Origin of the sequence: Pedobacter sp. (genome assembly GCF_039594775.1) — a bacterium.
GTDB lineage: Bacteria > Bacteroidota > Bacteroidia > Sphingobacteriales > Sphingobacteriaceae > Pedobacter.
In genome coordinates this window covers 209997-235554 of record NZ_JBCNMT010000008.1, presented here as the reverse complement: position 1 = coordinate 235554, position 25558 = coordinate 209997, and the positions used below count along the sequence as shown (strand labels likewise).

Genomic DNA, 25558 nt, shown 5'->3' with positions numbered 1-25558 from the left:
ACCCACCCATTGATAAACAGTAGCGCAAACATCAGTGCTATGGACGATGTTGCAAAAGGTACGAGCCCCATAAAAATCATTGTAAAAGCAGATAACACCAATCCGATAGACAGAAAATATCTAGCATCGCTCCTATCAGAAATATTGCCCATTAAAAATTTGCTAAAACCATAAGCTATTGACAACGCAGAAAACGCAAACCCAAGTTCCTGTTTGCTGAATCCTCCATTTTCTTCTAATTGGAGATCCGGAATAGCAAAGGAAAAGTTTTTACGAACGAAATAATAAGCCGCATAACCTATGAAAATACCAATAAAAACCTTGATTCTTTCCTTGCCGTATATCAACTTTACGGTATGGTCTGGCAATAATGGTTTATGTGCCGCTGGTTTTGGAAATATTCTAAATCCCATGTTTGTTTGTTAGTTGTTAATTTGGTTAGTGGAGAGCGTTGATTTAGAGGTTATAATAAATTAGTATAATCTGTAATTACGCCATCTATGCCTAACGACCTTAACGCAGTTATTTCTTCGGCAGAGTTAACGGTCCAAGGAATTACTTTTACCCCATCAGCATGCGCACTTTTAACAAATTCTGCATCAACCATTTTTGAATTAGGACTTATGATAAAAGGTTTGAAGCCTAAATCTGCTATATTTTCTGCATAGTTTTTCTTATTAGCTACCAAATAAGAGGTTTTGATATGAGGATATTCTTTGTTAAGAATTTGGATGGTTCGCTTATCAAAAGATTGAATTACCACATATTGCTCAACCTTTTTCGATTTGATCACCTCCATTAACAGCTTTACAAAAACAGCCGGTTCTGGATTGGTTACACCATCGCCCTTGGCACTGCATTTCGTTTCTATGTTATAGAAGTATTGTTTTTTACCTTTAGCTTTGATTTCGTGCTGAACGCTATCGATCAAATCTGCCAAAAGAGGAATATAGGTTTTCACCTTTTTTTGTTGAGGAAAATCCTTATGAAATTTAGTCCCTATATCAAAAGTTTTTAACTGCCCATAATCCATCTGGAAAACATTATACTTTTTTGCATCCGAAGCCGGAATTTCTTTTCCATCAGGAGTGAGCATAAACCCAGGACTTAAATAATCATCATGAGTTACTACCACTTTTCCATCTTTCGTAATGTGGGTATCCATTTCCAGTGTAGTTACCGCCGGATAGCTCATGGCATCTTTCATGGCCAATATTGTATTTTCTGGCACTAGGCCCCTGCCTCCGCGATGAGCCTCAGCACTAAAACTAGGGAAATCCATTTTCTTTGCATTTGTTGCTTTTTGTGCGGAGCAGGCGCTAAAGGCCACAAGTAAAACTCCTAAAGGAAAAACTATTTTATTCATCGGAATAAGTCTTTTATTTTGAGGTTTAAGATAACTTTTTTTCTGCGGTAAACTGTTCACCAAAACGGTCTGTAGCTACAATTTTAACAGCTTTCACCGACGTGCTGCAATGCGCCATAAAGAGATGTTCGGTTCTTGTTGGTTCAGCAAAAGGTCTGCTTACAGGTAACTTATCACCCAAGTACAACCTTACAGCCTCGGGATCAAAGCCTTTCATCATTTCCATAGGGGTTAACACACCATCTAAAAAGCATTCCACTTTCCATTCTGGATCATAGTTCCATACATTTGCAATAATACGATTGTTGCCCGTCAATGGCTCAATATCAATACTCACTTGGTATTTTCTATCCAAACCGGTTCCTTTATAGTACCATTTCAATTGCTTTCCGGTCACTTCATATACTCCATAACCTCTAGGTGAGCCATCGCTACATATCGGGCCTGTCCACCATGCTCCGCAAACGGCACCATGATTATGTTCAAATACACCATCACGAATAACGTTGCGATTGTAATGAGTATGACCAGACATCACATGCACATTACTAAAGCCTTTAAGAATTTTATAAAATGCTTCGTTATTCTTTACGCTGTTATGGATTGGAATATGAGTGTTGATAATTACCAGATTATCTTTAGGCACATGCTGAAGATCTTTTTCCATCCAAGCTAACTGTTCTTCGGTAATATAGCCATCATATTTTCTTTCTTCTCCTAAATACCTTACATCATCTAACACGATGTAATGTGCCCTGCCTCTATTGAAAGAGTAATAAGTTGGGCCATAATATTTTTTAAAGGTTCTATCGGAAGTTTCGTCACCCCCCTGACGATAATCCATATCATGATTACCTAAACATTGGAAGAACGGAATACCCATTTGTTCCACTGCCTTATTATAGTCATCAAAAAGCGGAAGATTGTCCCAAACTAAATCACCTACGCCAATGCCATGAACCAATTCCTTTGAACCTATATCTTTCAGCAAACGCTTAACATCCGGAACAGATGTTTCCATCATTTGAGCGACATCTTTTTTATTTTTAACTTGTGGATCGGCCCAAATGATAAAATGGTGCTTATCATCGTTCTGACCAAGCTTCGTAAGTTTAAAATCAATTTCATTACGGGCGCCCAAATTTTCGTACTGCCTATTGACACTACCTGAATCAGTTTTAAAATCATAACCTGACGGTGTACTTAAAAATAAAAACTCTGATTTCTCATTGAGCTGGATAGTGTAACGTCCATTAGCATCTGTTTTTACCACGGCAAATCCATCCGATAATACGACATCGGCAATAGGCTTCTTTCCATCGGTAACGGCACCACTGATACTGCCACTATGTTTAAGGTTATTAAAAGCGCTAGACTTTAAACTCACCACCATTCCAGTGGCCAGCAATCCAAATCGCTCCAAAAAAATTCTACGGTTCATTTATGTTAAGTGTTATTTATTGAAGTAGCAATTATTTTATTTGAGTAGCTCCTTGCTCTATATCCTCTAAAGAACTATCCTCTTTTAAAGTAACCCAGTTGTTCTTTCTAGAAGTAAGCCATTTTTTAGCAGTTACATCGTAAAGACCTCCCAATTTTGTAAAATATGGTGCAGTATCACTTTCTTCTGCATTATTAAAGGTGGCCTTATTTTTACCTGAGCCTCTGAAATAAGGACTTAACTTAGAATTATACAAGTCGTTATCGCAAATGAGATAGCCTTGGTTTCCTTCCCACAAGTTGCCACCGCCCGCGCTTTGAAAGAAAATTACATCAATGGGAGCTGTAGTAGCCGTAACATCCCTTGTTGCAAAAACAGCAATCCCCACAGCCCTACCAGAATTCGGAAGCAAACCACCGCTTGCATTACCAAAACCATCTCCAGCTTCATCCGAGTAATTCTTGCTTGCTATCCATTTTGCGGAAGAGATATTTGTTGATTTAACGCCATTGATGGTTTTCTTACCACCCACATAAAAGTATTCTCCCTTTTTAACGTTACCGCTTATCAAGTTAAATTTATAGGTACGGTCTCCACCTGTAGCCCAACCCTGCGGTGCTGGCTCTCCGGGATTCGGTGCAATAGTAGTCCCGTTTTTACAAACCACTAGCGCAAAATTCCTTTGTGTAAAATCTATATCTTCGGTGGCCAATAATTGAACATATTCTTGGTTCTTATCTGATCCAGATGGATTGGCCATATAACCAGAAATAACTATTTGAGACTTTGCATAGCCTACACTAGACATCATCAAAACAGCAAGTATAATTTTTTTCATAACAATTAACGATTTTAAAATAAGAGCCTTTAATATTATTCTATTAAAGGCTCCATTTGATTAAATGCTAAACGAAATCTAATAAGCTAGTTTAGTAACCTTTGCACCAGTCTCTATTTCACCCACTTGGGAACTATTAGTTAATGCGATTAAGGAGTTGCTCACCCTAGCTGTTGTCCACTTATTTTGAGTAACGTTGAACACACCACCTAAAACGTTAAGTGAACCTTGAGTAATTGTAGTAAAGTACCTACCTGTATTGTTACCTTGATTTAAGAAAGGCTGGAAAGTGGCACCATTATTTCTCTTGTACCTATCATTATCTACAATAGCATAACCAACCGCCGGAGGTCCTGCAGTAAAAATAGTGCCATTACCTGCATAGATAACCACATCAATAGGAACCGTGTTAATATCCACATTAGTGCCTTTAAAGATTGCAACACCTGCAGCATTACCGCTATTTGCTAAAAGATTAGTGGTTATATCGCCTATATCATCATCTCCTTTGTCTGAACCATACAGCTTACTTGCTGCCCAATTAGAGGTACCTGCAATATCAGTTGAACTTGAACCATTTATTTTCTTAAAGCCTCCTACGTAAAAGAAAGTTCCTTTGGCCACCGTTCCCCTGGTAATATTAAATTTATAGGTACGTAATGCTCCTGTTGCCCATCCTCTAGGTGGAGCTTCGTTATTTGGATTTGAAGCACCAGCATTATTAGTAGTAATTACACAAAATGGATTTCTTCTAAAATCTAAATCCTGTGTTGCCAAGAATTGAATATACTCATGATTTGTATCTGTACCGGAAGGATCACACATTAAAGCGGTAATAATGGCCGGAGATGGTCCCAATGGCACATTTGGATCTACTATGATACTTGTAGCTACAAAGTCAGCCTTTTTTCTAGGATAGATTTGCATTTTCCCCGTTGTTGAACCCAGTAAAACACCAGTAACGTTTGCAGAATATGGCAAAAATTCACCTTTAAAATCGGCTGTTGATGCTACATTCAACTGCATATCACCACTTCCGTCATTTAAATCCTTAACACCCTCTAAAGTCTCTACACCAATATTTGGATCAAAGTTACAGCCATAAACAGTAACCAACCTACTTTCATAGGCATCTGGTGTATTTTTTACAGCTACAGCCGATGCTGAAGTCATAATGATATTTCTATTGGCGGCAACCTTAGAAATCTTTTCTGCGGACACTCCAGTGATCTGTAAAATCCCATTAACTCTTTTCAATACCCCGTTCTGAATATTGACATGTACCGAATCGCCCGGAACATATTTAGCAGCTTCGGTAGCGCCTATATCTACTGCAATCCCCCTTAAACCTCTATACCCCCTAGAACTTTGGATAATCAGCAGATTTGATGGAATATTATGGCCGGAGTAATCTGAAATTACTACTCCACCAACATGCTGGGCATTGTAAATGGCATCAGGAGTCAGGGTTAAATCAGAACCTTTATACAAATCCCTTAATAGTTCAATATTAATAATTGGACTAGGCTCTCCACCCTGATAATTCTTCTTATCACAAGAAACGATGATGATTGCCATTAAAACCAACGACAAACTCGAAACTAAATTGGATAACTTTTTCATATCTAATTAATTACTTTTTTAAGATTAAGGTTTTTGCCACCAAACGTTTGTAGAGATTAAATCTGCACCTTGGTTGGCTATTGCCTTTTTATAATTCGTTGGATTAGTTGATTGAACATAAATTGGATATTTCATACGTGCTGGCATCACACCATTGTTTCTTAAGCCAGCGCCTTTATGCAATATTGGATGACCTGTACGTCTATACTCAAACCACTGCTGATAATCAACTAGAAACATTGCATAGTATTTCTGGATATGAAGTCTTTCCATCAAATCATTCATTGACAAACTTGTATCCCATTCCATTCCAGTAAATGTTAAATAAGCATTTAACGCATTTGTAACCTCTGTAGAAGTAGGAACAGTGGTTACTGCAGTACCATTAGGCCAATTCGGCAGCCATTGTGTAATTCCCCCCCTTACACCGTTTTTATAATAAGTATCTGCCGTAGCACTTGTTACCCAACCTTTTAAAGCTGCCTCCGCCAATATAAATTGCAGCTCAGCATAATTCATAATCATACCGGTTAAAGGCTCAGTTTGAAGCGACTGGGCTGGATAGGTCACCGAGTTCACCGATACTGTTTGCGACATAGAATAGAAGTAAGCATTCCTTACTGCACCAGTTCCTGGTAAATATCCACTTTCCACACCTATAAATTGTCCTGAAGCAGGCGCTATACCAAGTCTATTGGAACCATTTTTACCATAAACAGGGATGTTAAGACGTGGATCTTCCCAATCCCTAAGCCTATCAATAAAGAAACTACCAATAGCAGGCACACGAAAGTCCTGATCACGAACGGCCGTAATAAATGGTGAAGAGTAAGGAGCTATACCAGTCCATTTCAACACTGCATTATCATCATTACTTGTAAAAATTGGATAGTCTGAAGAATTAGAGACTATTTGTTGAATTTTCGCAATCACATCAGTTGCTACTTCATTTTTACCAGAAACACGCAATAACAAACGCAAGTATAACGAGTTACAAAATCTTCTCCATCTTGTGATATTACCAGCATAGATTGGATCGCTTGAGGCCACAATTCCCTTATTAATCTTAAATTGATTATTGGCTTCTTCTAACATTGCGAACAAACCTTTATATACATCTATTTGAGCATCGAACTTAGGTTCATAAATCTTCTCGTCTCTAGACTTGTTTGACTCTGAGAAGGGGATATCACCATAAGTATCTGTCAAGATAGAGTATATCCAAGCTTGACATACCAATGAGATACCTCTATAGGTTGCGTTATCATTCACTGGGTCAGCAGCCGTGAGGTATAAATCTTTAAAGTTTGTCAACTGGCTATATAGTCCATTCCAACTATAATCAGACCAGCTATCTCTAAAATCATACCTGAACACTTTACCTTCGGCATCATTAACATCTACCGTAACCTGCATCAATTCATTATTGAAGTTACGGTTTCTTATCATATTGTTACTAATGGTATTTACTAATGCCGGAGCAAGCAATTGTTGAGGCAGAGCATTTGGAGTATTATTCGGATTTGTATTAATTTCAGCAAAATCCTTTGTGCAAGAAGGGGCTAACATACCTACTCCTACTAAAAGCACAATTAACGTTTTCAATTTCATTTTCATATCTATGATCATATAGAATTAGAATCCAACTACTAGATTTACCCCGAAAGTTCTTGTTGATGGGAACTGTCCAGTTTCAAATCCTTGAACAATATCGGTTCCACTTAAAGTACCAAACTCCGGATCGAACATTGGCCATGGCGACCAAATAAACAAGTTACGCCCGAACACACCTAGGGTTGCTTTCTGCAGGCCAAGACGCTTAGTTAGTTTAGCATCAAAGGTGTAATCTAATCTTGCTTCCCTAAATTTGATAAAGTCAGTACTAAATGTACTTCCTTCAGCATTATCCTGCCCCATAACAGAGCGATAGTATTCGTCTATATCATAAGTCGCTACATCATTTTTTCTATAGGTACCGTCGGCGTTTCTTACTACACCATTACCTACAATCCCACTGTACCTACCAGGTAAAGTACTTTTTAGCTTACCTTGTTCAACCATTTTATAGTTTAGTAATGAATGGGCTACAGCACCATACTGCGCATCAAACAAAACATTCAACCTAAAGCGTTTGTATCTAAATTCATTCCCAATACTCATCTTCCATTTAGGAATGGTATTACCTAAATACTTAACATCTTGGGTAATTAAAGCAAAACCAGTTGTACCATCAAAAACAATTTGTCCATCAGGTGCATTCACATAACCACGGCCATACAAATCTCCCATGCTTCCGCCTATGTTGGCTACAATTTGACCACCACCAACAGGTCCTGTTCTTAACACTACAGAACTATCTGCTAGCTCTCTAATCTTATTTCTATTAGCTGAGAATGTATAGAAAACTTTCCAGTTTAAGCCGTTTTTAGAAACTATTGGATTAGCATTAATCGACAACTCCAAACCTTTATTCTCTACACTACCCGCATTAATCACCATTCTAGAATACCCCGTAGACCTATCCACAATCCTATCTAAAATTTGATCATCTGTAACACCTCTGTAAACCGCTAAATCAAAATTCAATCTACTTTTTAACATTCTTACCTCAGCGCCAATCTCGAGTGTTCTTGTAGAAAGTGGCTTCAAGTTTGGATTTGCCAAAGTACCCGGATTGGCCAATCCGCCATTATATAAACTACCAGCTGTAGTATAGTTAAATGCGGTTAGATACGGATTAAGTGCCCCACTACCTACTTCAGACCATGAAGCTCTTAATTTTGCAAAATCTATAGATTTAGGTAGTTTAAATAATGAACTTGGAATAAAACTCAAACTCACCGAAGGATAGAAAAAGCCTACTTCGTTTGTACGTTGAGGGCTAGCCAGAATACTTGACCAGTCATTTCTAGCTGTAACATCTATGTATAAGTAATCCTTATATGACCCAGAAAACAAACCGTACAAACTATTGATCTTATAGCTTGCTTTGTAAGGCATGGTAACCAGCGGCCCCAAATTATTAGACAAACTATAAACTCCTGGATATACTAGAGAGTCAATCCTAACCTCATCTTTGTTGTATTTATTTTGTAATGTACTTCCTCCAACACTTGCAGTAACATTAAAATCCTTATTGATTTTCTTATTATATCTCAAAAGGAAATCACTTGTAATTTCTTGCGAGAAGATATTCTGCACACGATATGAACCTTTAGGTAATCTGGTACCCGCATCAAAAGGACGTTCCTGTGCTCTTTGCTCATAAGAAAGATCCACAGCTGTTCTTACCATTAAATTTAATTCTTTGGTAAAGTTGTAACTAGCCTGAACGTTTCCAGTTACACCATCTCTATCAGATCTATTGATGAATTCATTTGCAATTGCGTAAGGGTTCTCTGGGAAAGAACTAAAAGGATATGAAATGGCTCTTCCTTGTTGGCCATTTTTCCAATAATTTTTCAACCAATCCAAATCTGCATTTGGTTGCCAGAAAATATACCAATACATAATAGATTGGTTACCATAACCAGCACTAGGCAAATTATCACTCCATTTTTTATTATAAAGTATTTTAGAATTGATGGTCAACTTGTCGTTAACCTTAGAGTTTACAGATAAAGACAATGAATTTCTGTTATAACCAGTATTTGGCATAATCCATTTGTTTCTAACGTCTGTAAACGAAAAACGAGCAGTAGTTTTTTCTGTACCTCCATCTAAACTAATAGAGTTATTGTAAGTAGAACCAACCTCAAAATATTCGTTCAACTTATTGGTATAAGGAACCCATGGTGTTCTTTCCAGCCCTCTATCTTGTCTTACTGGATCCCATTGATAAAACATTTGTCCTTCAAATCTCGGACCATAAGCAGATGAAGTACCACTAGTACTAGCGCCATCAGCTGTAGTCCCATAAGAGTAATATAATGCACCATCCAAACCTTGTCCATATTCAAATTGTAGATCTGGCCAACGGTTTATACTTTCGAATGATGTATTAGAGTTAATAGTCACCCCTAAACCTCTTTTATTAGCCGTACCAGATTTTGTGGTAATAATAATAGCACCATTGGCACCTCTTTGCCCGTATAAAGCAGCTGCTCCAGGCCCCTTTAAAACAGTTACACTTTCTATATCCTCAGGATTAATATCATTGATACCACTACCGTAATCGGCAGGTAAGTTATCAGCTCCTGTAGCATATGTAGATTCTCCACTAACAGCCGTACGCTTACCACTACCTGAATTCACAACCACCCCATCCACTACTATAAGTGCTTCGTTATCGCCCGTAAGGTTATTTTCTCCACGTAAAATTATTTTATTGGAACCTGTAGGACCACTATTTGAGCGTACCAAATTTAAACCAGCGACTTTACCAGATAACGCATCCGTCCAGTTACCAGCGATTGCATCTGTAAGCTGTTCCCCACTAACGGTGGTCGTCGCAAAACCTAAGGCCCGCTCTTCCCTTTTTATACCTAAAGCCGTCACCACCACAGCATCCAACGTTGATGCAGACGATTTCAATCTAACAACAGCATTATTAACTGGCAAAGAAAAAGTATTAGCATTAGTATTATAGCCTATCATACTAAAATTAACAATTGTGCCTTTTGCCACTGAAATACTAAACTCTCCCTGTTCATTTGTTTGTCCCAATACTTTTTTCGTAATGGCATTGACCAAACTAACACTAGGAATAGGAGAATTATCATCAGCATCCAAAACCTTTCCTTTTACCGTAATGTTCTGAGATGTTGTTTGTGCCACTGCATTATGCATCAGTAAAATCTGGAAAAGCAAAACAAATAGAAATGTAACGCTACTTACGCTTCTAAATGACTGCTTCTTCAAAATACCGATTACAGAAAGCTGTGACTGCAGTTTGCTTTCGCATTCCGCGGCATGTGGGCACATGCGAGCCTTTTGAGTAACTGTTTTGTTCATAATTAATTTATATCGGGTTATTTACTAGTTTCAATTATAATTTTTCCCGATTGTCGCAAAACTAGGTCGCTTTTGTTAATTATATATTAACTAAGCATTAACCTATCTGAAACAATTCGCAATTACAATTTGTATTACTATTATTCAAATATATAACAATAAACAATAAATAAAAACAAATTGAAACTAAAGATAAATTACGATTTTTCAAAAAAATAAAAAAAATTATTCTGAACAAGCTCAAAAAGAGCAAATGGACAACCTATAAGGCCTTTTAAAAACACACAAAGCGCAAAAAGAAATAAAACAAGAAACAACACGAAAACACAATAAAAAAGCGCAATAAAATATCGCGCTCTTATATCAAAGACACTTAAATGGCTACACCATGGTAACGGTAATGCCTAAACCTTCTAAATGATTGATCATTTGCTGAGAGATACCCCTATCGGTAATGATATGGTCTACATCTTCAAAACCACATATTTTACCAAACCCTCTCTTCCCAAATTTGGTCGAGTCGGCCAATACCACCACTTTTTGCGAAACCTTAATCATTTGCCTATTCAAATGCGCCTCCATAGCATTAGTTGTTGTAAAGCCATGTTCTAAATCAATACCATCTACCCCTAAAAACAGAGTACTGAAGTAAAAATCCTGCAAAACCTGCTCTGCATATACTCCCATTACAGACGAAGAACTCTTCCTCAACAAACCACCCAACTGGATGACCTCAACTTCAGGGTTACGCAAAAACTCTATCGATATGTTTAACGAAGAAGTCACCACCGTGATGTTAAGACCTGCGGGAATATTCTTGGCAAAATATAATAAGGTAGTGCCAGAAGCAACTACAATAGAATCATTTTCTTTCAACAACTTCGTTGCTGCAATACCTATTTTATTTTTCTCGTTCGACTGCATCTTCTCCTTCTCATTCACCGGACGGTCGACCGTATAAGGATTATTTAGGGTAGCACCACCATGTGTTCTGAAAAGCAGGTTTTTATCTTCCAGCAATTTCAGATCTTTACGGATGGTTACCGAAGAAACCTTCAACTCTTTGCAAAGTTCTACAACATTTATATATTGGTCTTGCTGGATACGATTAAGTATAAATTGGTGCCTTTCGGCCAGCGTCATGCTCATAGCGTTTACATTTAATCGCAAGTTAATAATTAATATAAATACCCTTACCATATTTATTGTAGAAAAATATTTTCACCAAAGTTTCTATTATTTCGATTTTGATTACTTATAATTGCTTATTGTTTCGTTTTATTACAATTTAACTATGCAAAGAATACACAAACATCACTTGGTCGACAAATCTGAATGGGATATTATTATTATAGGTGGAGGTGCAACAGGTTTGGGAACCGCATTAGATGCCGCCAGCAGGGGATTAAAAACCTTATTGGTTGAACAAGCCGACTTTGCAAAAGGAACATCAAGCAGAAGCACTAAATTAGTTCATGGCGGGGTTAGGTATCTTGCACAAGGAGATATTGCCTTGGTAAAGCACGCCCTGAAAGAAAGGGGCCTGATGCAAAAAAATGCAGCTCATTTAGTGCATAAGGAAGAATTTCTTATCCCATGTTACGATTGGTTTTCAGTAGCCAAATATCTTATCGGTTTGAAACTATACGATTGGTTAGCGGGACGTTTCAGTTTTGGCACCTCTAAGTTTTTTTCTAAAAAAGAAACCTTACACTTGATGCCAGGCATTAAAGAACAGGGCTTAAAAGGCTCTATACGCTATTTCGACGGCCGCTTTGATGATGCCAGACTGGCAATCAATATTGCGCAAACGGCTAAAGAAAATGGCGCTATCTTGGTGAATTATATGAAGGTGAACAGTCTCCTTAAAAATGGTGAAAAAATTACCGGCATAACCGCCACCGACGCCATTACAAACGAAACCTTTCATTTATATGGCAAAGTAGTTATCAATGCCACAGGAGTTTTTGTAGATGAGATTTTACAGATGAGCAATGCGGAGGCTAAAAAGACCGTAAGACCAAGCCAGGGGGTACACATTGTGCTGAAAAAAGAGTTCTTAAATAGCGATTCCGCATTAATGATCCCTAAAACATCTGATGGCAGGGTGCTTTTTGCGGTACAGTGGCATAACCACTTATTGGTAGGAACTACCGACACGCCTTTGGACGAACACAGTTTGGAGCCTAGGGCATTAAAAGAAGAAACAGATTTTATTTTAAATACAGCGGCCAGTTATTTCAAAACAAAACCTACAGAAAGCGACATCCTAAGTGTTTTCTCTGGATTAAGACCGCTAGCTGCCCCTACTGATGGTAATACCAACAGCACCAAAGAAATCAGTAGAGACCATAAGCTAATGGTTTCGGCAAAAGGTTTAATCACCATCACTGGTGGTAAATGGACCACCTACCGCCGCATGGCCGAAGAAACGGTTAACCTGGCCATTAAAGAAGCTGGCTTACCGCAAAAAGCTTGTCAAACAAGTCAATTGGCGATCCATGGCTGCAATGAAAGTACCGACAACAATTATTTAAACATTTACGGTACCGACAGGGCGAATATAGAAGCGCTTATTGAACAAAGGCCAGAACTAGCTCAAAAGCTGCACCCCAATTTCCCTTATACTTTTGCAGAAGTAGTTTGGAGTGTTAAAAACGAAATGGCGGAAACAGTAGAAGATATGCTGAGCAGACGCTTAAGGGTACTTATCATTGACGCTAAGGCAGCTATTGAAATGAGCACAACCGTTGCTGCAATTATGGCCAATGAGATTGGCGCTGATAAACAATGGGAAGATGAACAAGTAAAATCTTTTGTTAAATTAGCAGAAGGATACACTTACCAAGTAAAAAATAAAAAGCAAAATCCCGTTCTAACGGAATAATTTTTCGAAGCCAAAATATAAGCTATGAGCAATTACATTTTATCTCTAGATCAAGGGACAACGAGTTCACGCGCCATTGTTTTTAACCACAGCGGCGAAATAATTGCCATAGCTCAAAAGGAATTTACCCAAATATACCCTCAAGCTGGATGGGTAGAACACAATCCCAGTGAAATTTGGTCTACCCAACTATCTGTAGCTACCGAGGTCATTGCCAAAGCTAATTTAACCGCTGCCGATATTAAGGCCATTGGAATCACCAACCAGCGTGAAACTACGGTAGTTTGGGATAAAACCACAGGCAAACCAATTCACAATGCCATTGTTTGGCAAGATAGAAGGACCTCCGAATATTGCAATTCAATAAAGAAGCAAGGATTATCCCAAAAAATACAGGAGAAAACCGGATTGATTATCGATTCATATTTTTCGGCCACCAAAGTAAAATGGATTTTAGAGAATATTGAAGGCGCTAGAGAAAAAGCTGACAAAGGGGAATTAGCCTTTGGTACTGTTGATAGCTGGCTCATTTGGAACTTAACCGCTGGAAAAGTTCACGTGACGGATGTGAGCAATGCCTCACGTACCATGCTATACAACATCCACTCGTTAACATGGGACAAGGATTTGCTTGAGTTATTCAGCATTCCCAGCTCTATGCTGCCCGAAGTAAAATCATCAAGCGAAGTTTACGGAACCACAGCAGGAAACATTTTGGCGGCGCAAATTCCAATTGCAGGTATTGCCGGTGATCAACAATCGGCCTTATTTGGACAAATGTGTACACAGCCAGGAATGGTAAAAAACACTTACGGCACAGGCTGCTTTATGCTCATGAACATTGGTAAAACGCCAAAAACTTCTACCAACAACCTATTGACCACTATTGCATGGCAAATTAACGGCGAGGTAAACTATGCCCTTGAAGGCAGTATTTTCATTGCTGGCGCAATTGTACAATGGTTGAGGGATGAATTGGGCTTGATCGAAAAATCAGCAGATGTAGAACAACTTGCCAAAAAAGTTGAAGATACACAAGGCGTTTATATTGTTCCAGCATTTGCTGGATTAGGCGCCCCCTACTGGAACCAAGATGCCAGGGGCACTATTACCGGTATTACCAGAGGCACTAACAAATCGCACATAGCTAGGGCCGCTCTAGAAAGCATTGCCTACCAAACCATGGATGTTTTAAATGCCATGCAAGCAGATGCCGGCACTCCTATTTCGGAATTGAGGGTTGACGGAGGTGCTACTACGAACAATCTGCTCATGCAATTTCAGGCTGATTTACTGAATTGCAAAGTAGTAAGGCCAGAAGTTACCGAAGTAACAGCTATTGGTGCCGCTTATTTGGCAGGCTTAGCCACAGGCTTTTGGAAAAATATCGAAGAAATCAAATCACAATGGCAAGTAAACAAAACCTTTATTGCCAACTCCAACATTGACCATAGCAAACGCGTCAGCGGTTGGAAAAAGGCAGTAAGAGCGGCCATTGCAAATACAGAATAGTAATTTGCATTTGACTTTTTTTGGCTGATACAGCTTTAATAATTAAACCAAATAACCAGTTCATACAATTAATCATTCCTTATGAACATATACGTTGCAGAATTTATAGGCACAGCCATCATGATCTTATTGGGAAATGGCGTGGTAGCCAATGTAGTCCTTAAAGATACCAAAGGTAACAACAGCGGCTGGATTGTAATTACCACCGCTTGGGCCTTGGCCGTATTTGTAGCCGTAGTAGTTGCTGGTCCACATAGTGGCGCACATCTTAACCCTGCCGTAACACTGGCCTTAGCCATTACCAATGCTTTTGAATGGGCAAAAGTTCCATATTATATGCTTGCACAAGTAGGTGGTGCCATTACAGGCTCGCTGTTGGTATGGCTTTTTTACAAAGACCATTTTGATGCCACTGAAGACAAAAGTTTAAAAGCAGCTCCTTTTGCCACAGGACCGGCTATTCCCAACAAAGCCTCTAACTTATTCTCTGAAATTGTAGGCACCTTCGTACTTATTTTTGTGATTTTCTATATTACCGGAGGGGAAATGGGGAGTGAAAAAACCCCTATTGGCCTTGGCTCGGTTGGCGCATTGCCCGTAGCCTTTTTAGTTTGGGTAATTGGCCTGGGTTTGGGTGGAACGACAGGTTATGCCATCAATCCTGCAAGAGATTTAGGACCTCGAATTGCACACAGCATTATCCCAATGAAAGGAAAGGGCGACAGTAATTGGAGCTACGCTTGGATCCCCATTATTGGTCCAGTGATAGGTTCAAGTTTAGCGGCACTACTATACCTGTTCTTAAAAATCAATTAACGTGCTTGCGCAACTCTTCAAATAAGTCATCTGGGTGGAAAGGCTTAGATAAATAACCATTCATTCCAACCGCTAAAACATCATCCAACACCTGACTATTTACCGTAGCGGTAAGCGCAATGATAGGAACATGGGCTTTGCTGTGGTCCGGCAAACTCCTGATCATTTTAGTGGTTTCGTAACCATCCAATTCAGGCATATATAAATCCATCAGGATAAGGTCGTAATGGTTAACGGCAATCATTTCGAGCGCCATTCTTCCATTTTCAGCCACGTCTGGACTAATCTCCATCCTGTTGAGCGTTTTGTTAATCACCATCACGTTTACCGCATTATCTTCCACCACCAAAATCTTCAATTTTGACAAATCCGACGTTCTGGACTCGGCAATGGCCTTAACTTCCACATCATCAGCAATGTTCTTTTTATAGGGGAACACAATATCAAAACTGAACTTAGCCCCTTTCCCAATACTACTATCAATTTGAATAGTCGATTGATACAATTCTAATACCCTCTTTACAATAGGCAAACCTAATCCGGTGCCTCCATAATTTCGGGTTGTACTTGCCGATGCCTGTACAAACTCATCGAAAATACCACCTTGTTTACTTTTCTCTATACCAATACCCGTATCTTCTACCACAAATCTTATTTTAACATTTTCATCCGCAAACCCCAATTCATGGCAAACAAGCTTCACACTCCCCTTCTCTGTAAATTTAACAGCATTATTCAGCAGGTTCAATAATACTTGTGTAATACGCGTAGGATCGCCAATTAAGGTTAGGGAGCGCAATGGCTCTGTTATCTCAAATGTAAAATCAAGCTGTTTTTCCGATGCTTTTAGTTTTGTTGTCGCATAGATATTCTCTACCAAATCAAACAAATTAAAAGGTATGTTCTCTAACTCAACCACATCAGAGTCAAGCTTGTTAAAGTCTAAAATATCATTCACCAAGGCCAATAAATTCTCGGCAGAAAATCTAAGTACAGAAAGGGTTTCCTCTTGGTCTTTACGGGGTTCTTGATGCAATAATACATTAGTCAATCCTATTACTCCATTTAGCGGTGTCCTTAACTCATGCGACATTGTCGATAAAAACCTCATCCTCACATTAGAAAGCTCCTTGATATCCTCAATGGTCTTGCTCAGTTTCTCGTTAGTGCTATTAAGTTGGTTTTTTGTTTCCGTTAAAGTGGCTATATTCTTGTTAAACACCTTGAAAAAGAAGTAATGCAGAAAAGCAATCGCAAAAAAATCATAGATCAACACATAAATGTATATAGGCCTGGCAACTACCTGAGGACCACCACCCAAGAAAAAATAGTCTTTACTGAAAAAAGCAGCATCAACAAGAACCGGTGAAATATTAACCACCGCATATACCCATCCCAACTTTGATCCATGCATATAAAATCCAAAGGCACATGCCAACCAAATGTACTGTAGCGTAGCTGCGTTAATGCCTTGCACATAGATCAGGATATTTGCCCACACCCCCAACACCGTAATTAAAACCAAAACCGTATGCGATAATATTCTCCAAACGTTAAAGGTATAATGCACATATAAAAATATCACTGCCAAAACAGAGATGACTATCGCTCTAATCAATTGGGGAATTTGGCCTGTGTAACCATAAGCCACTACTAATGATAAACCAAAAAAGAAATAGGCCAGTAACAGATAGAATAACATCTGAGTACGAGCCTGATTTATAGGATCGCTTTCTCTAGCAGTTATTTTCTCAATAAAATCTCGTATAAGGGACATGGAGCTAAACTTAGTGTGTTAACCAATTATACGAAGCTTAAATGTAAAATCCATCAAATTATACACTTATTGACAAAAAAATAAATAATCAACCAGCTTTAGCTTAATTATTCGGCCTCATGAAGATGATGTTTTACCTGTGGGTCATATATTTCTACCTCCCCAAAACCTTTGCGATAAATAAGCCAAGCTATCCAAACAATCAAAAGAACGGTGCAGAAAATAGAACCTTCAATGCCAAATGCACCACCAGATAGATAGGTAGAACCCACGGGAGTAGCTTTTACCGCTCCTGGCATTTCGTTACCACTTACATTATAACCAAGGAGTATTCCCTGAGTGAAATTCCATCCAAAATGAATACCTATTGCCCATGATATATTTTTCTTCTGCAGGGTATAGATACAAAAAAGCATTCCGGCCAAGGTAATGTTGAATAGACCTAGAGCTGTGAAATTTGGATTCCCGAAGTGTGCCAATGCAAATAATATCCCGTTAAAAAAGATAGTAAACCATACAGGATATCGCTCCGCGAAAGCAAATAATGGATAAGCCCTAAACAAGATTTCCTCAAAAACGGCAATTAGCAGAAAGTAAACAAAGTATAACAGCACTGCAGAAACAGCTATATTCTTTAAACTAAAGCTTACGTTACCATTAAAATAAAGCAACGAGGCACAAAGTGCCATGAACACTAAACCAATTGCCGAACCTTTTAAAAAACCTCCTAATGCTCCTTCCCTTCTTACAAATACCGCATAAAAATCCAAATAAGGTAAAATCCTAAATATCATGAGGCATGCGCTGACCACCACAATAACTAAACTGGCCTGTGCCGAAATATCAGCAAGTAATTGATTTGGTGCCGGAGGAAGAAAATTTAACTGCACAACCAGCGCAAAAGGAAGAATGCAAACAAAACACAGAAAAATAAACAGTGTCACCCTAAATACGGGCGCCAGGTAATAGAAAATATTATTCCTCATATGCAAGTGCTTTCAATAATTTCACTACGGTTTTATCGGTCCTAAAAGTGACATCATCTTCAGTAAGTTCGTTAATTTTTCTCCATCTGAAAGATTGATTCACTCCTTCATCAAAATCAAACGCTTGAGTTTTAAAATTTAATTGCAATGGATCAACTGCCTTAACCAAGTAGTAAACACTAATAACCTGGCTTTCGTTAAAAGAAGATTTTTCGTAAAAATCAGTAGTATAAAAATGGCTGATAATTTCTACCTCCGCTTCACATTCTTCTATAAACTCGCGTTTTAAACCATCGATCAGCCCTTCACCCAGTTCCAATCCGCCACCTGGAAATTTGGTAAAATACCGTCCAACTTCAAACTCATCACTCAATAAAACCTCTTGGTCTTGGTTAATCAGCAAACCGTAAACTCTAATATTGAAATAACTCATTTATTGAAAGTGCTTTTGATTTTTGGTAACATTCTCCATATCCCACTTAATTTCACCCCTAAAAGCTTCGGCTCTAACCGGGCAATTTTCCATTTTGCAATAATGACAGCAGGCAGGCAAACATGGATCGGCATGAATAAACAACTCGGTTTGATGATTCACAGATTGGTTAATAAGCTTGTCTATGGCCGATATTTCCTGATGAACAGTATTCAAATCAAAATAATATGGCAAGGTTACGTGGCAATCGATATGCAGATCTGCACCGTATTGCTGTGCCCTTAGATTATGGATATCAATCCAGCTCGGCTGCCTGTTTTTCTGTAGTATTTCCACCACTTCTTCAACCAGTTCTAAGTTGCTTTCATCCATCAAGCCTCCTACTGATCTTCGGGTAAGTTTATAGCCGCTAAATACAATGTAAATTCCCAAAAGAACGGAAATTACGCTATCTAGCCATAAAATTTGGGTAAGCTGAATAATGACAATACCCACCACCAAACCCGCACTACTTAAAGCATCAGTAAGCAAATGCTTCCCATCAGCTTCCAGGGTTAATGATTTGTTTGCTTTTCCGGTTTTGATTAAAAAAAGTCCTATGACAAGGTTGATCAAGCCAGTTCCAGCGATAATCAACGCACCATTGTACAAATCACTTACCTCATTGCCATAAAACAAGCTATATACCGATTTAATCAGGATCACCACTCCCGCAATGCATATAAGTATCCCTTCTACAAAAACAGAAAAGAACTCTACCTTTCCATGTCCATAAGGATGATTTTCATCTTTGGGCAGAGTGGCCAGGTAAATGCTATAAAACGCAAAACCACTAGCCAACACATTTACGATACTTTCAGCAGCATCGGTTAAAATAGCATTGGAATTGGTAATGAAATAAGCGATAAACTTGGCTAGCATTAACAAAATACTGGCGCAAAGCGATATTAATATGGCTCTTTTATTCGTGATCAAAGCTGGCTTGTTTTTATTTGCCAAAATTACGCTTAAAAAGTTTTATGTTTACACACAAAATATTGTTTCTTTCATCAACAGGAAAGCAAAAGCATATTTTTAATTATACAAATAAAACTCTAAAATCATTGGCAGGAACCGCTATTGCCAAATTTTTAACAAAACCTTAAAAAGATCAAACTATTACCATTAAAATACATCTTTTATTAGGGCATTATAAATAAGGTTTCTATATTTGTTATCTCACAAAAGCATCATGAGTATTTTATCAGACAGAATAAATAACCTTTCAGAATCCGCTACGCTAAAAATGACCAAACTAGGTCGCGAGTTAGCTGCAAAAGGCGTAAATGTAATCAGTTTAAGTGTAGGCGAACCAGATTTTAACACGCCAGAACACGTTAAAGAAGCTGCAAAAAAAGCATTGGACGAAAATTATACTCGTTACTCTCCAGTACCGGGATATCCAGATTTGCGCCAAGCCATTGTCAACAAGCTTAAAACCGAGAACAATCTTGATTACGACATTTCTCAAATTGTAGTTTCTACCGGTGCCAAGCAATCTTTATCAAACGTTATCTTAACACTAATTAACCCTGGTGACGAGGTAATCATCCCTACGCCATATTGGGTTTCTTATTCTGAAATGGTAACCCTTGCCGAAGGGAAGTCTGTTTTCATCAATACTTCGATTGAAAGCGATTTCAAAATTACCCCTGAACAGTTAGAAGCGGCCATTACTCCAAAAAGTAAGTTGTTCATGTTCTCTTCGCCAAACAACCCTACGGGCACTGTATACAGCAAAGACGAACTTGCTGCGCTAGCAAAGGTATTCGAAAAACACCCAAATGTCTACATCCTTTCCGATGAGATTTATGAGCACATCAACTTTGTTGACAAACATGAATCGATTGCACAATTTCCAAGCCTCAAAGACCGTGTAATTATTGTAAACGGCTTTTCTAAAGCTTTTGCCATGACTGGATGGCGTTTAGGCTACATTGCTGCTAACAAGGAAATTGCCGCTGCAAACGACAAATTACAAGGCCAAACCACTTCGGGCACTTGCTCAATTGCACAACGTGCTGGTATTGTAGCTTATGAACAAGGTTTAGATACGGTAAACGAAATGAAGAAAGCTTTCGCTCGTCGTCGCCAATTGGTGTACGATTTGTTGAAGGACATTCCGGGAGTTAAAACTAATCTGCCAGAAGGCGCTTTCTATTTCTTCCCAGAAATCAGCTCATTCTTTGGTAAAAAAGATGCAGATGGCAATGTAATCAAAAATTCAAGCGATTTAGCGCTTTACCTATTAAACGTTGGCCATGTGGCTACCGTAGGCGGCGATAGTTTTGGTAATGACAATTATATTCGTTTGTCTTACGCAGCTTCAGACGAGAGTTTGGTAGAAGCTTTAAGAAGAATTAAAGAAGCGCTGGGAAAACTGAGCTAGTTGCATTTTTTTATAAAATAACAGAAGAGTCTTGGTTAATGCCAAGGCTCTTTTTGTTTGAAAAGCAATAGTACTACCCTTCTCTTCCGAAAGTCGGGCTATTTGTTTCAAGTCCTCATTACGCTGCGCTACATTCTGGGCTTTACACTGCTATCCCTTTTAACGCAGAGAAAGAAGTGTCTAAAAACCTAATTCGCAAAAAACTGATTTACATTAAGAAAATAACATGTAACCTCATTCCAATATTTTTTTGAAAATATTACCATGGTTACAACCAGCCTAAGCGCAACGTCATGCTGAATTTATTTCAGCATCTTTTTAACACAAAAAAGACCCTGAAATAAATTCAGGGTGACGACCGACATATCGAACTTAGACACTTAGTGTTTATTGGAACATTAACTTCATCTTGAAACTAAAGGACGAGATGTTTGCCGTCCGCTTATTTTTCTTTTGATGAAATTTACCAATCTTTAACTTCTAATGGCCTCTACTGGATCTAATCTTGATGCCGAATAAGCTGGCCAAAAACCAGAGATGATTCCAATGATTACAGAAACGCCAATCCCCAGCATAACATTGCTCATATAAAGGATGACCTCTAAATCTGCCAAGTTCGTGACGACGACCGTAAGAATGTAGACGAGTGCCAAACCGCACAACCCACCCATTAGGCAAAGCACCACCGATTCGAATATGAACTGTAAAAGGATAAAGTAATTTTTGGCCCCCAAAGATTTTTGTATACCGATAATATTGGTACGCTCTTTTACAGAAACGAACATGATGTTAGCAATACCAAAGCCTCCTACGAGAATAGAAAAGCCACCAATAACCCAACCACCTATATTAATAGCTGAAAACATTAGATCCAACTGATTGGAAAGCATGGTAGTTTTGTTCAACGAAAAATCATCTTCTTGCCCAGGACTTATCCTCCTCACTGCTCGCATTTGCCCCTTCAATTCGCTCTCTACTTCCTCTAAGCTAATGCTTTCCTTCCCTCTAACGGTAATTTGCGGATTATATCTCTCGTTGTTAATATCAAAAATACCTTTAGCAAAATTCATAGGTATCAGCACGTTTTTATCCTGCGACATGCCCATCATATCTTCCCCTTCTTTTTTGAAAACTCCCACTACAGTAACACGTCTGCCCATTAGCTTAATTTGTTTACCTATAGGGTCATCACTTCCAAAAAGTCCTTCTGCTATTTCTGCACCCATAATACAAACAGGGCTACCCGACCTACCTTCATTCTCGGTGAAGTAACGACCGGCCTGAAATTCCAAGTTCCAAGTTCTATCATACTCCTGTGTAGCGGCATTTAACGTTGCCCCTTCTACCGAATTACTTCTATATTTTATGGTTCTGCTACTGGCTGAGATTTCGAAACAAACGCCTTGAGCGCTTTCCATTCTTTCTTTTAGTGACAAATAGTCCCTATAAGAAGGTTGCGGGCGGTTTACATACTTCCACCAAGGATAGTTATCGCCAAAAATCCAAGGCCATTTTTGCACAAACAATGTATTAGAGCCAAGCTTGTCTACACTTGCCTGTATTTTATTGCGCATGGTATCTACGCCCGTAAAAACGGCGATAATGATAAAAATACCAATGGTTATCCCCAAAAGGGAAAGCGAAGTCCGCAATTTGTTCTGTCTAAGAGCGTCCCAGGCAAACCTAAAACTCTCGCCAATAAGTCTAAAAACTAGCACCATAATCGTTAGACCAAATGTAATCAAAAAGGTTACACCTATTACAGCTTAAAAGTAAAAAGGCAAATACAAAAAGTATTGCAAACTATTTATAGCAATGGCTTGTTAAAAACATCTGACAAATGACTGGCTTATCTACTGATATTTAATTGCAAATACAGAATATAATTTAGTAAATTTGCGCCCTAATTTACTGTATCGAAAGCATGAAATAGCCTAAAATACGCTTCTTCTATTCACAATAGATCGAAGTTTTACAGGCAAATTCCATCTGGCAGATAAAAAACAATATAAATTACACATGAAATTATCTCAATTCAAGTTCAATCTACCCGACTCACTTCTGGCTTCTGATCCTGCCGAAGAAAGAGATGAAGCACGTTTAATGGTACTACATAAAGATACCGGTAAGATTGAGCATAAAATCTTCAAAGATGTTTTAAATTATTTTGACGATAAAGATGTAATGATCCTTAACAACACCAAGGTTTTTCCTGCCCGTTTATATGGCAACAAGGAAAAAACCGGTGCTACCATAGAAGTATTCCTTTTACGTGAACTAAACAAAGAGTTACGTTTGTGGGATGTTTTGGTTGATCCAGCACGTAAAATCCGTGTAGGAAACAAGCTTTATTTTGGAGATGATGATTTATTGGTTGCTGAGGTTGTGGACAATACCACTTCACGCGGCCGTACTATTCGCTTCCTATTTGATGGTACTGATGAGGAATTCAGAAGAAACGTTGAAATTTTGGGAGAAACTCCTCTACCTAAATACATCAAGCGTAAAGCTACCGAAATGGACAAAGAGCGTTACCAAACGATTTTTGCTAAACACGAAGGTGCTGTTGCTGCTCCTACCGCTGGTTTACACTTTAGCAGAGAACTAATGAAACGCCTTGAACTTAAAGGTATTGAGTTTGCTGAGGTAACGTTACACGTTGGTTTGGGTACTTTCCGTCAAGTTGAGGTTGAGGACTTAACCAAGCACAAAATGGATTCCGAGCAATTCATTATCGAGCAAAAAGATGCTGACATTGTAAACAAAGGTATTGAGGACAAAAGAAGAATTTGTGCCGTTGGTACCACTTCAATGCGTGCTATCGAATCTGCAGTTTCTGCTAACAAGACTTTGAAAGCTGCGAATGATTGGACTAGCAAGTTCATCTTCCCTCCTTATGATTTTAGTATTGCCAATTCAATGATCACCAATTTCCACACTTCTGAATCTACTTTATTGATGATGGTAAGTGCTTTTGGTGGTTATGAAAATGTAATGAATGCATATGAAGTAGCTGTAAAGGAAAAATATCGTTTCTATAGCTATGGTGATGCAATGTTGATTATATAGATATTAGTAGTTAGTTTTTAGTGTTTAGATAGACATTTACATACTAAAAACCGACAAAAACTAGTTAGTATAATAGTTGTTTTAACTACTAAATACTAATATCTAAATACTAACAAAATGAAATTCTACGCAATAATAGTAGCTGGTGGTTCAGGCAAAAGAATGCAATCTGCAATAGCCAAACAGTTTTTATTGCTTAATCATAAGCCTGTAATGATGCATACATTACAGGCTTTTCACCTTTCAGAGATCCAACCTGAGATCATTTTAGTGCTTAACAAAACCGACCATCAATATTGGAAGGATTTGTGCTTAAAGTATCATTTCGATATTCCACATACTTTGGTAGAAGGAGGAAAAGAACGTTTCCACTCGGTAAGGAATGGCCTAATGTCTATTAAAGAAGATGGCGTGGTAGCAGTGCATGATGCCGTAAGACCTGTGGTAAGCCACAGTTTAATTACCCAAACGTTTAAGGAAGCGCTGGAGATTGGAAATGCCATACCTTGTGTTAAACCCAGCGATTCGGTAAGAAAACTCCAAAACAATGTGAGCAAAATCATTAATCGCGATAAACTGGTACTGATCCAAACGCCACAAACTTTCGATTTGGAACAGCTGCGCACTGCTTACCAGCAACGTTTTTCTAAAAAATTCACCGATGATGCTTCGGTTGTTGAGGCCGCTGGCTTTCCCATTAATTTGGTTGAAGGCAGTAGAAACAACATCAAAATTACTTTTCCAGAGGATTTGGAGCTGGCATCGTTCCTATTGAAGCATCATATTCCTGGGTAGTATATTGATAGCCGTCATTTCAGTAAGCTCGAAACGACTGAACACCCATCACCTCATATCACCCTTTCAGGGTTGTTTGTTTATTAATATAATTTCCTAGAATAATTACACCACTTCGTGACTGTATGGGGCTATAACCCTACCGTCATTTCGACTAGGCACGAGGAGAAATCTAACAATCAATCTATTGTCAGGCATTACGATTGCCAATCGAGGTGGCATGACACGATTCGTGCAACAGCGCTTCTCGTGTTATATATTACCTTTTCACAAGGAAATTACATCCTTTATAACCAATAAGCACTACATTACACCCGCCGTCATTTCGACCGTAGCGGAGAAATCTAGCGACCATCCAATATTTTTAAGTACAACAAAGTTCAAAGATCTCTCTGTTACGCTGCGCTTCTAATCGAGATGACGCAAAAACGATAGTGTATGCAAGAACCATCGCGCTTCGCGGCCAACAAACAATAAACCCTGTCATCATTTCAATGAGGCACGAGGAGAAAGTTCCCACCTCTCTATCCTTTGGACATCTCCCCCTTAAAGAGCGAGAAAGCGATCAGGAAAACAATCTACAGGACAGTATATATCTCTGCGAAATAAATAGTTGCACCTCAACCGACGCGGA

At 38.6% G+C, this 25558-nt stretch carries 19 protein-coding genes; 6 read left to right on the top strand and 13 right to left on the bottom strand.

The annotated features are described in order from the left end of the window. The 8 genes from ABDV71_RS17490 to ABDV71_RS17455 form a co-directional block, all read right to left on the bottom strand. On the bottom strand, positions 1–413 hold a 413-nt coding region (locus ABDV71_RS17490), incomplete at its 3' end, for an MFS transporter (protein ID WP_343534859.1). 50 nt (positions 414–463) lie between these two features. Further along, a complete protein-coding gene (locus ABDV71_RS17485) occupies positions 464–1366 on the bottom strand; it encodes a glycerophosphodiester phosphodiesterase family protein (protein WP_343534857.1) in 903 nt (300 codons plus the stop codon). Positions 1367–1391: 25 nt separating this feature from the next. Next, positions 1392–2807 carry a calcineurin-like phosphoesterase family protein gene (locus tag ABDV71_RS17480; RefSeq protein ID WP_343534855.1) on the bottom strand — a complete coding sequence of 472 codons (1416 nt, stop codon included), beginning with the start codon at positions 2805–2807 and terminating at the stop codon, positions 1392–1394. Between the two features lie 31 nt (positions 2808–2838). Continuing rightward, the gene (locus ABDV71_RS17475) at positions 2839–3645 is read right to left on the bottom strand and encodes a hypothetical protein (protein ID WP_343534853.1); all 807 of its coding nucleotides are present in this window, start codon (positions 3643–3645) and stop codon (positions 2839–2841) included. Between the two features lie 78 nt (positions 3646–3723). Beyond that, entirely contained in the window at positions 3724–5268 is a 1545-nt protein-coding gene (locus tag ABDV71_RS17470) for a DUF5689 domain-containing protein (protein WP_343534851.1), read from the bottom strand. Between the two features lie 24 nt (positions 5269–5292). Then, on the bottom strand, positions 5293–6885 hold the full coding sequence (locus tag ABDV71_RS17465; RefSeq protein ID WP_343534849.1) for a SusD/RagB family nutrient-binding outer membrane lipoprotein: 1593 nt from the start codon (positions 6883–6885) through the stop codon (positions 5293–5295). Between the two features lie 18 nt (positions 6886–6903). Beyond that, on the bottom strand, positions 6904–10221 hold the full coding sequence (locus tag ABDV71_RS17460; RefSeq protein WP_343534847.1) for a SusC/RagA family TonB-linked outer membrane protein: 3318 nt from the start codon (positions 10219–10221) through the stop codon (positions 6904–6906). Between the two features lie 381 nt (positions 10222–10602). Beyond that, positions 10603–11364 carry a DeoR/GlpR family DNA-binding transcription regulator gene (locus tag ABDV71_RS17455; protein WP_343534863.1) on the bottom strand — a complete coding sequence of 254 codons (762 nt, stop codon included), beginning with the start codon at positions 11362–11364 and terminating at the stop codon, positions 10603–10605. A 151-nt stretch (positions 11365–11515) separates the two neighbouring features. Between ABDV71_RS17455 and ABDV71_RS17450 the strand changes: the two genes are divergently transcribed. From ABDV71_RS17450 to ABDV71_RS17440, 3 genes are all read left to right on the top strand, one after another. Next, a complete protein-coding gene (locus ABDV71_RS17450) occupies positions 11516–13108 on the top strand; it encodes a glycerol-3-phosphate dehydrogenase/oxidase (RefSeq protein WP_343534846.1) in 1593 nt (530 codons plus the stop codon). A gap of 24 nt (positions 13109–13132) precedes the next feature. After that, on the top strand, positions 13133–14620 hold the full coding sequence (gene glpK / locus ABDV71_RS17445; protein ID WP_343534845.1) for a glycerol kinase GlpK: 1488 nt from the start codon (positions 13133–13135) through the stop codon (positions 14618–14620). An 81-nt stretch (positions 14621–14701) separates the two neighbouring features. Next, positions 14702–15436, top strand: coding sequence for an MIP/aquaporin family protein (locus ABDV71_RS17440; protein ID WP_343534844.1), 735 nt, complete (start codon positions 14702–14704; stop codon positions 15434–15436). On the opposite strand, the gene ABDV71_RS17435 is transcribed toward ABDV71_RS17440, so the two are convergent. From ABDV71_RS17435 to ABDV71_RS17420, 4 genes are all read right to left on the bottom strand, one after another. Further along, positions 15429–17213 carry a response regulator gene (locus ABDV71_RS17435; RefSeq protein WP_343534843.1) on the bottom strand — a complete coding sequence of 595 codons (1785 nt, stop codon included), beginning with the start codon at positions 17211–17213 and terminating at the stop codon, positions 15429–15431. The genes ABDV71_RS17440 and ABDV71_RS17435 overlap by 8 nt on opposite strands. 107 nt (positions 17214–17320) lie before the next feature. Further along, the gene (locus ABDV71_RS17430) at positions 17321–18199 is read right to left on the bottom strand and encodes a type II CAAX endopeptidase family protein (protein ID WP_343534842.1); all 879 of its coding nucleotides are present in this window, start codon (positions 18197–18199) and stop codon (positions 17321–17323) included. Beyond that, positions 18189–18632, bottom strand: a complete 444-nt coding sequence (locus tag ABDV71_RS17425) for an NUDIX domain-containing protein (RefSeq protein WP_343534841.1) — start codon at positions 18630–18632, stop codon at positions 18189–18191. Before ABDV71_RS17425 ends, ABDV71_RS17430 begins: the two co-directional genes overlap by 11 nt. Beyond that, the gene (locus ABDV71_RS17420; protein WP_343534839.1) at positions 18633–19607 is read right to left on the bottom strand and encodes a cation diffusion facilitator family transporter; all 975 of its coding nucleotides are present in this window, start codon (positions 19605–19607) and stop codon (positions 18633–18635) included. Between the two features lie 256 nt (positions 19608–19863). Here ABDV71_RS17420 and ABDV71_RS17415 point away from each other — a divergent pair, with 256 nt between their 5' ends. Next, the gene (locus tag ABDV71_RS17415) at positions 19864–21060 is read left to right on the top strand and encodes a pyridoxal phosphate-dependent aminotransferase (RefSeq protein WP_343534836.1); all 1197 of its coding nucleotides are present in this window, start codon (positions 19864–19866) and stop codon (positions 21058–21060) included. Positions 21061–21533: 473 nt separating this feature from the next. Here ABDV71_RS17415 and ABDV71_RS17410 read toward each other — a convergent pair whose 3' ends face one another. Continuing rightward, a complete protein-coding gene (locus tag ABDV71_RS17410; RefSeq protein WP_343534861.1) occupies positions 21534–22778 on the bottom strand; it encodes an ABC transporter permease in 1245 nt (414 codons plus the stop codon). A 301-nt stretch (positions 22779–23079) separates the two neighbouring features. Here ABDV71_RS17410 and queA point away from each other — a divergent pair, with 301 nt between their 5' ends. Both queA and ABDV71_RS17400 read left to right on the top strand, forming a co-directional pair. After that, a complete protein-coding gene (gene queA, locus ABDV71_RS17405) occupies positions 23080–24129 on the top strand; it encodes a tRNA preQ1(34) S-adenosylmethionine ribosyltransferase-isomerase QueA (RefSeq protein ID WP_113646196.1) in 1050 nt (349 codons plus the stop codon). Between the two features lie 117 nt (positions 24130–24246). After that, positions 24247–24924 (top strand): 2-C-methyl-D-erythritol 4-phosphate cytidylyltransferase, encoded by a 678-nt coding sequence (locus ABDV71_RS17400; protein WP_343534833.1) that lies wholly within the window; start codon positions 24247–24249, stop codon positions 24922–24924. The last annotated feature ends 634 nt before the right edge of the window (positions 24925–25558 follow it).

Bases quoted from the DNA above. Each gene is read 5' to 3' on its own strand.
- ABDV71_RS17485 (WP_343534857.1), bottom strand. From the start codon at position 1,366: ATGAATAAAATAGTTTTTCCTTTAGGAGTTTTACTTGTGGCCTTTAGC.
- ABDV71_RS17480 (WP_343534855.1), bottom strand. From the start codon at position 2,807: ATGAACCGTAGAATTTTTTTGGAGCGATTTGGATTGCTGGCCACTGGA.
- ABDV71_RS17475 (WP_343534853.1), bottom strand. From the start codon at position 3,645: ATGAAAAAAATTATACTTGCTGTTTTGATGATGTCTAGTGTAGGCTAT.
- ABDV71_RS17470 (WP_343534851.1), bottom strand. From the start codon at position 5,268: ATGAAAAAGTTATCCAATTTAGTTTCGAGTTTGTCGTTGGTTTTAATG.
- ABDV71_RS17465 (WP_343534849.1), bottom strand. From the start codon at position 6,885: ATGAAAATGAAATTGAAAACGTTAATTGTGCTTTTAGTAGGAGTAGGT.
- ABDV71_RS17460 (WP_343534847.1), bottom strand. From the start codon at position 10,221: ATGAACAAAACAGTTACTCAAAAGGCTCGCATGTGCCCACATGCCGCG.
- ABDV71_RS17455 (WP_343534863.1), bottom strand. From the start codon at position 11,364: ATGACGCTGGCCGAAAGGCACCAATTTATACTTAATCGTATCCAGCAA.
- ABDV71_RS17450 (WP_343534846.1), top strand. From the start codon at position 11,516: ATGCAAAGAATACACAAACATCACTTGGTCGACAAATCTGAATGGGAT.
- glpK (WP_343534845.1), top strand. From the start codon at position 13,133: ATGAGCAATTACATTTTATCTCTAGATCAAGGGACAACGAGTTCACGC.
- ABDV71_RS17440 (WP_343534844.1), top strand. From the start codon at position 14,702: ATGAACATATACGTTGCAGAATTTATAGGCACAGCCATCATGATCTTA.
- ABDV71_RS17435 (WP_343534843.1), bottom strand. From the start codon at position 17,213: ATGTCCCTTATACGAGATTTTATTGAGAAAATAACTGCTAGAGAAAGC.
- ABDV71_RS17430 (WP_343534842.1), bottom strand. From the start codon at position 18,199: ATGAGGAATAATATTTTCTATTACCTGGCGCCCGTATTTAGGGTGACA.
- ABDV71_RS17425 (WP_343534841.1), bottom strand. From the start codon at position 18,632: ATGAGTTATTTCAATATTAGAGTTTACGGTTTGCTGATTAACCAAGAC.
- ABDV71_RS17415 (WP_343534836.1), top strand. From the start codon at position 19,864: ATGAGTATTTTATCAGACAGAATAAATAACCTTTCAGAATCCGCTACG.
- queA (WP_113646196.1), top strand. From the start codon at position 23,080: ATGAAATTATCTCAATTCAAGTTCAATCTACCCGACTCACTTCTGGCT.
- ABDV71_RS17400 (WP_343534833.1), top strand. From the start codon at position 24,247: ATGAAATTCTACGCAATAATAGTAGCTGGTGGTTCAGGCAAAAGAATG.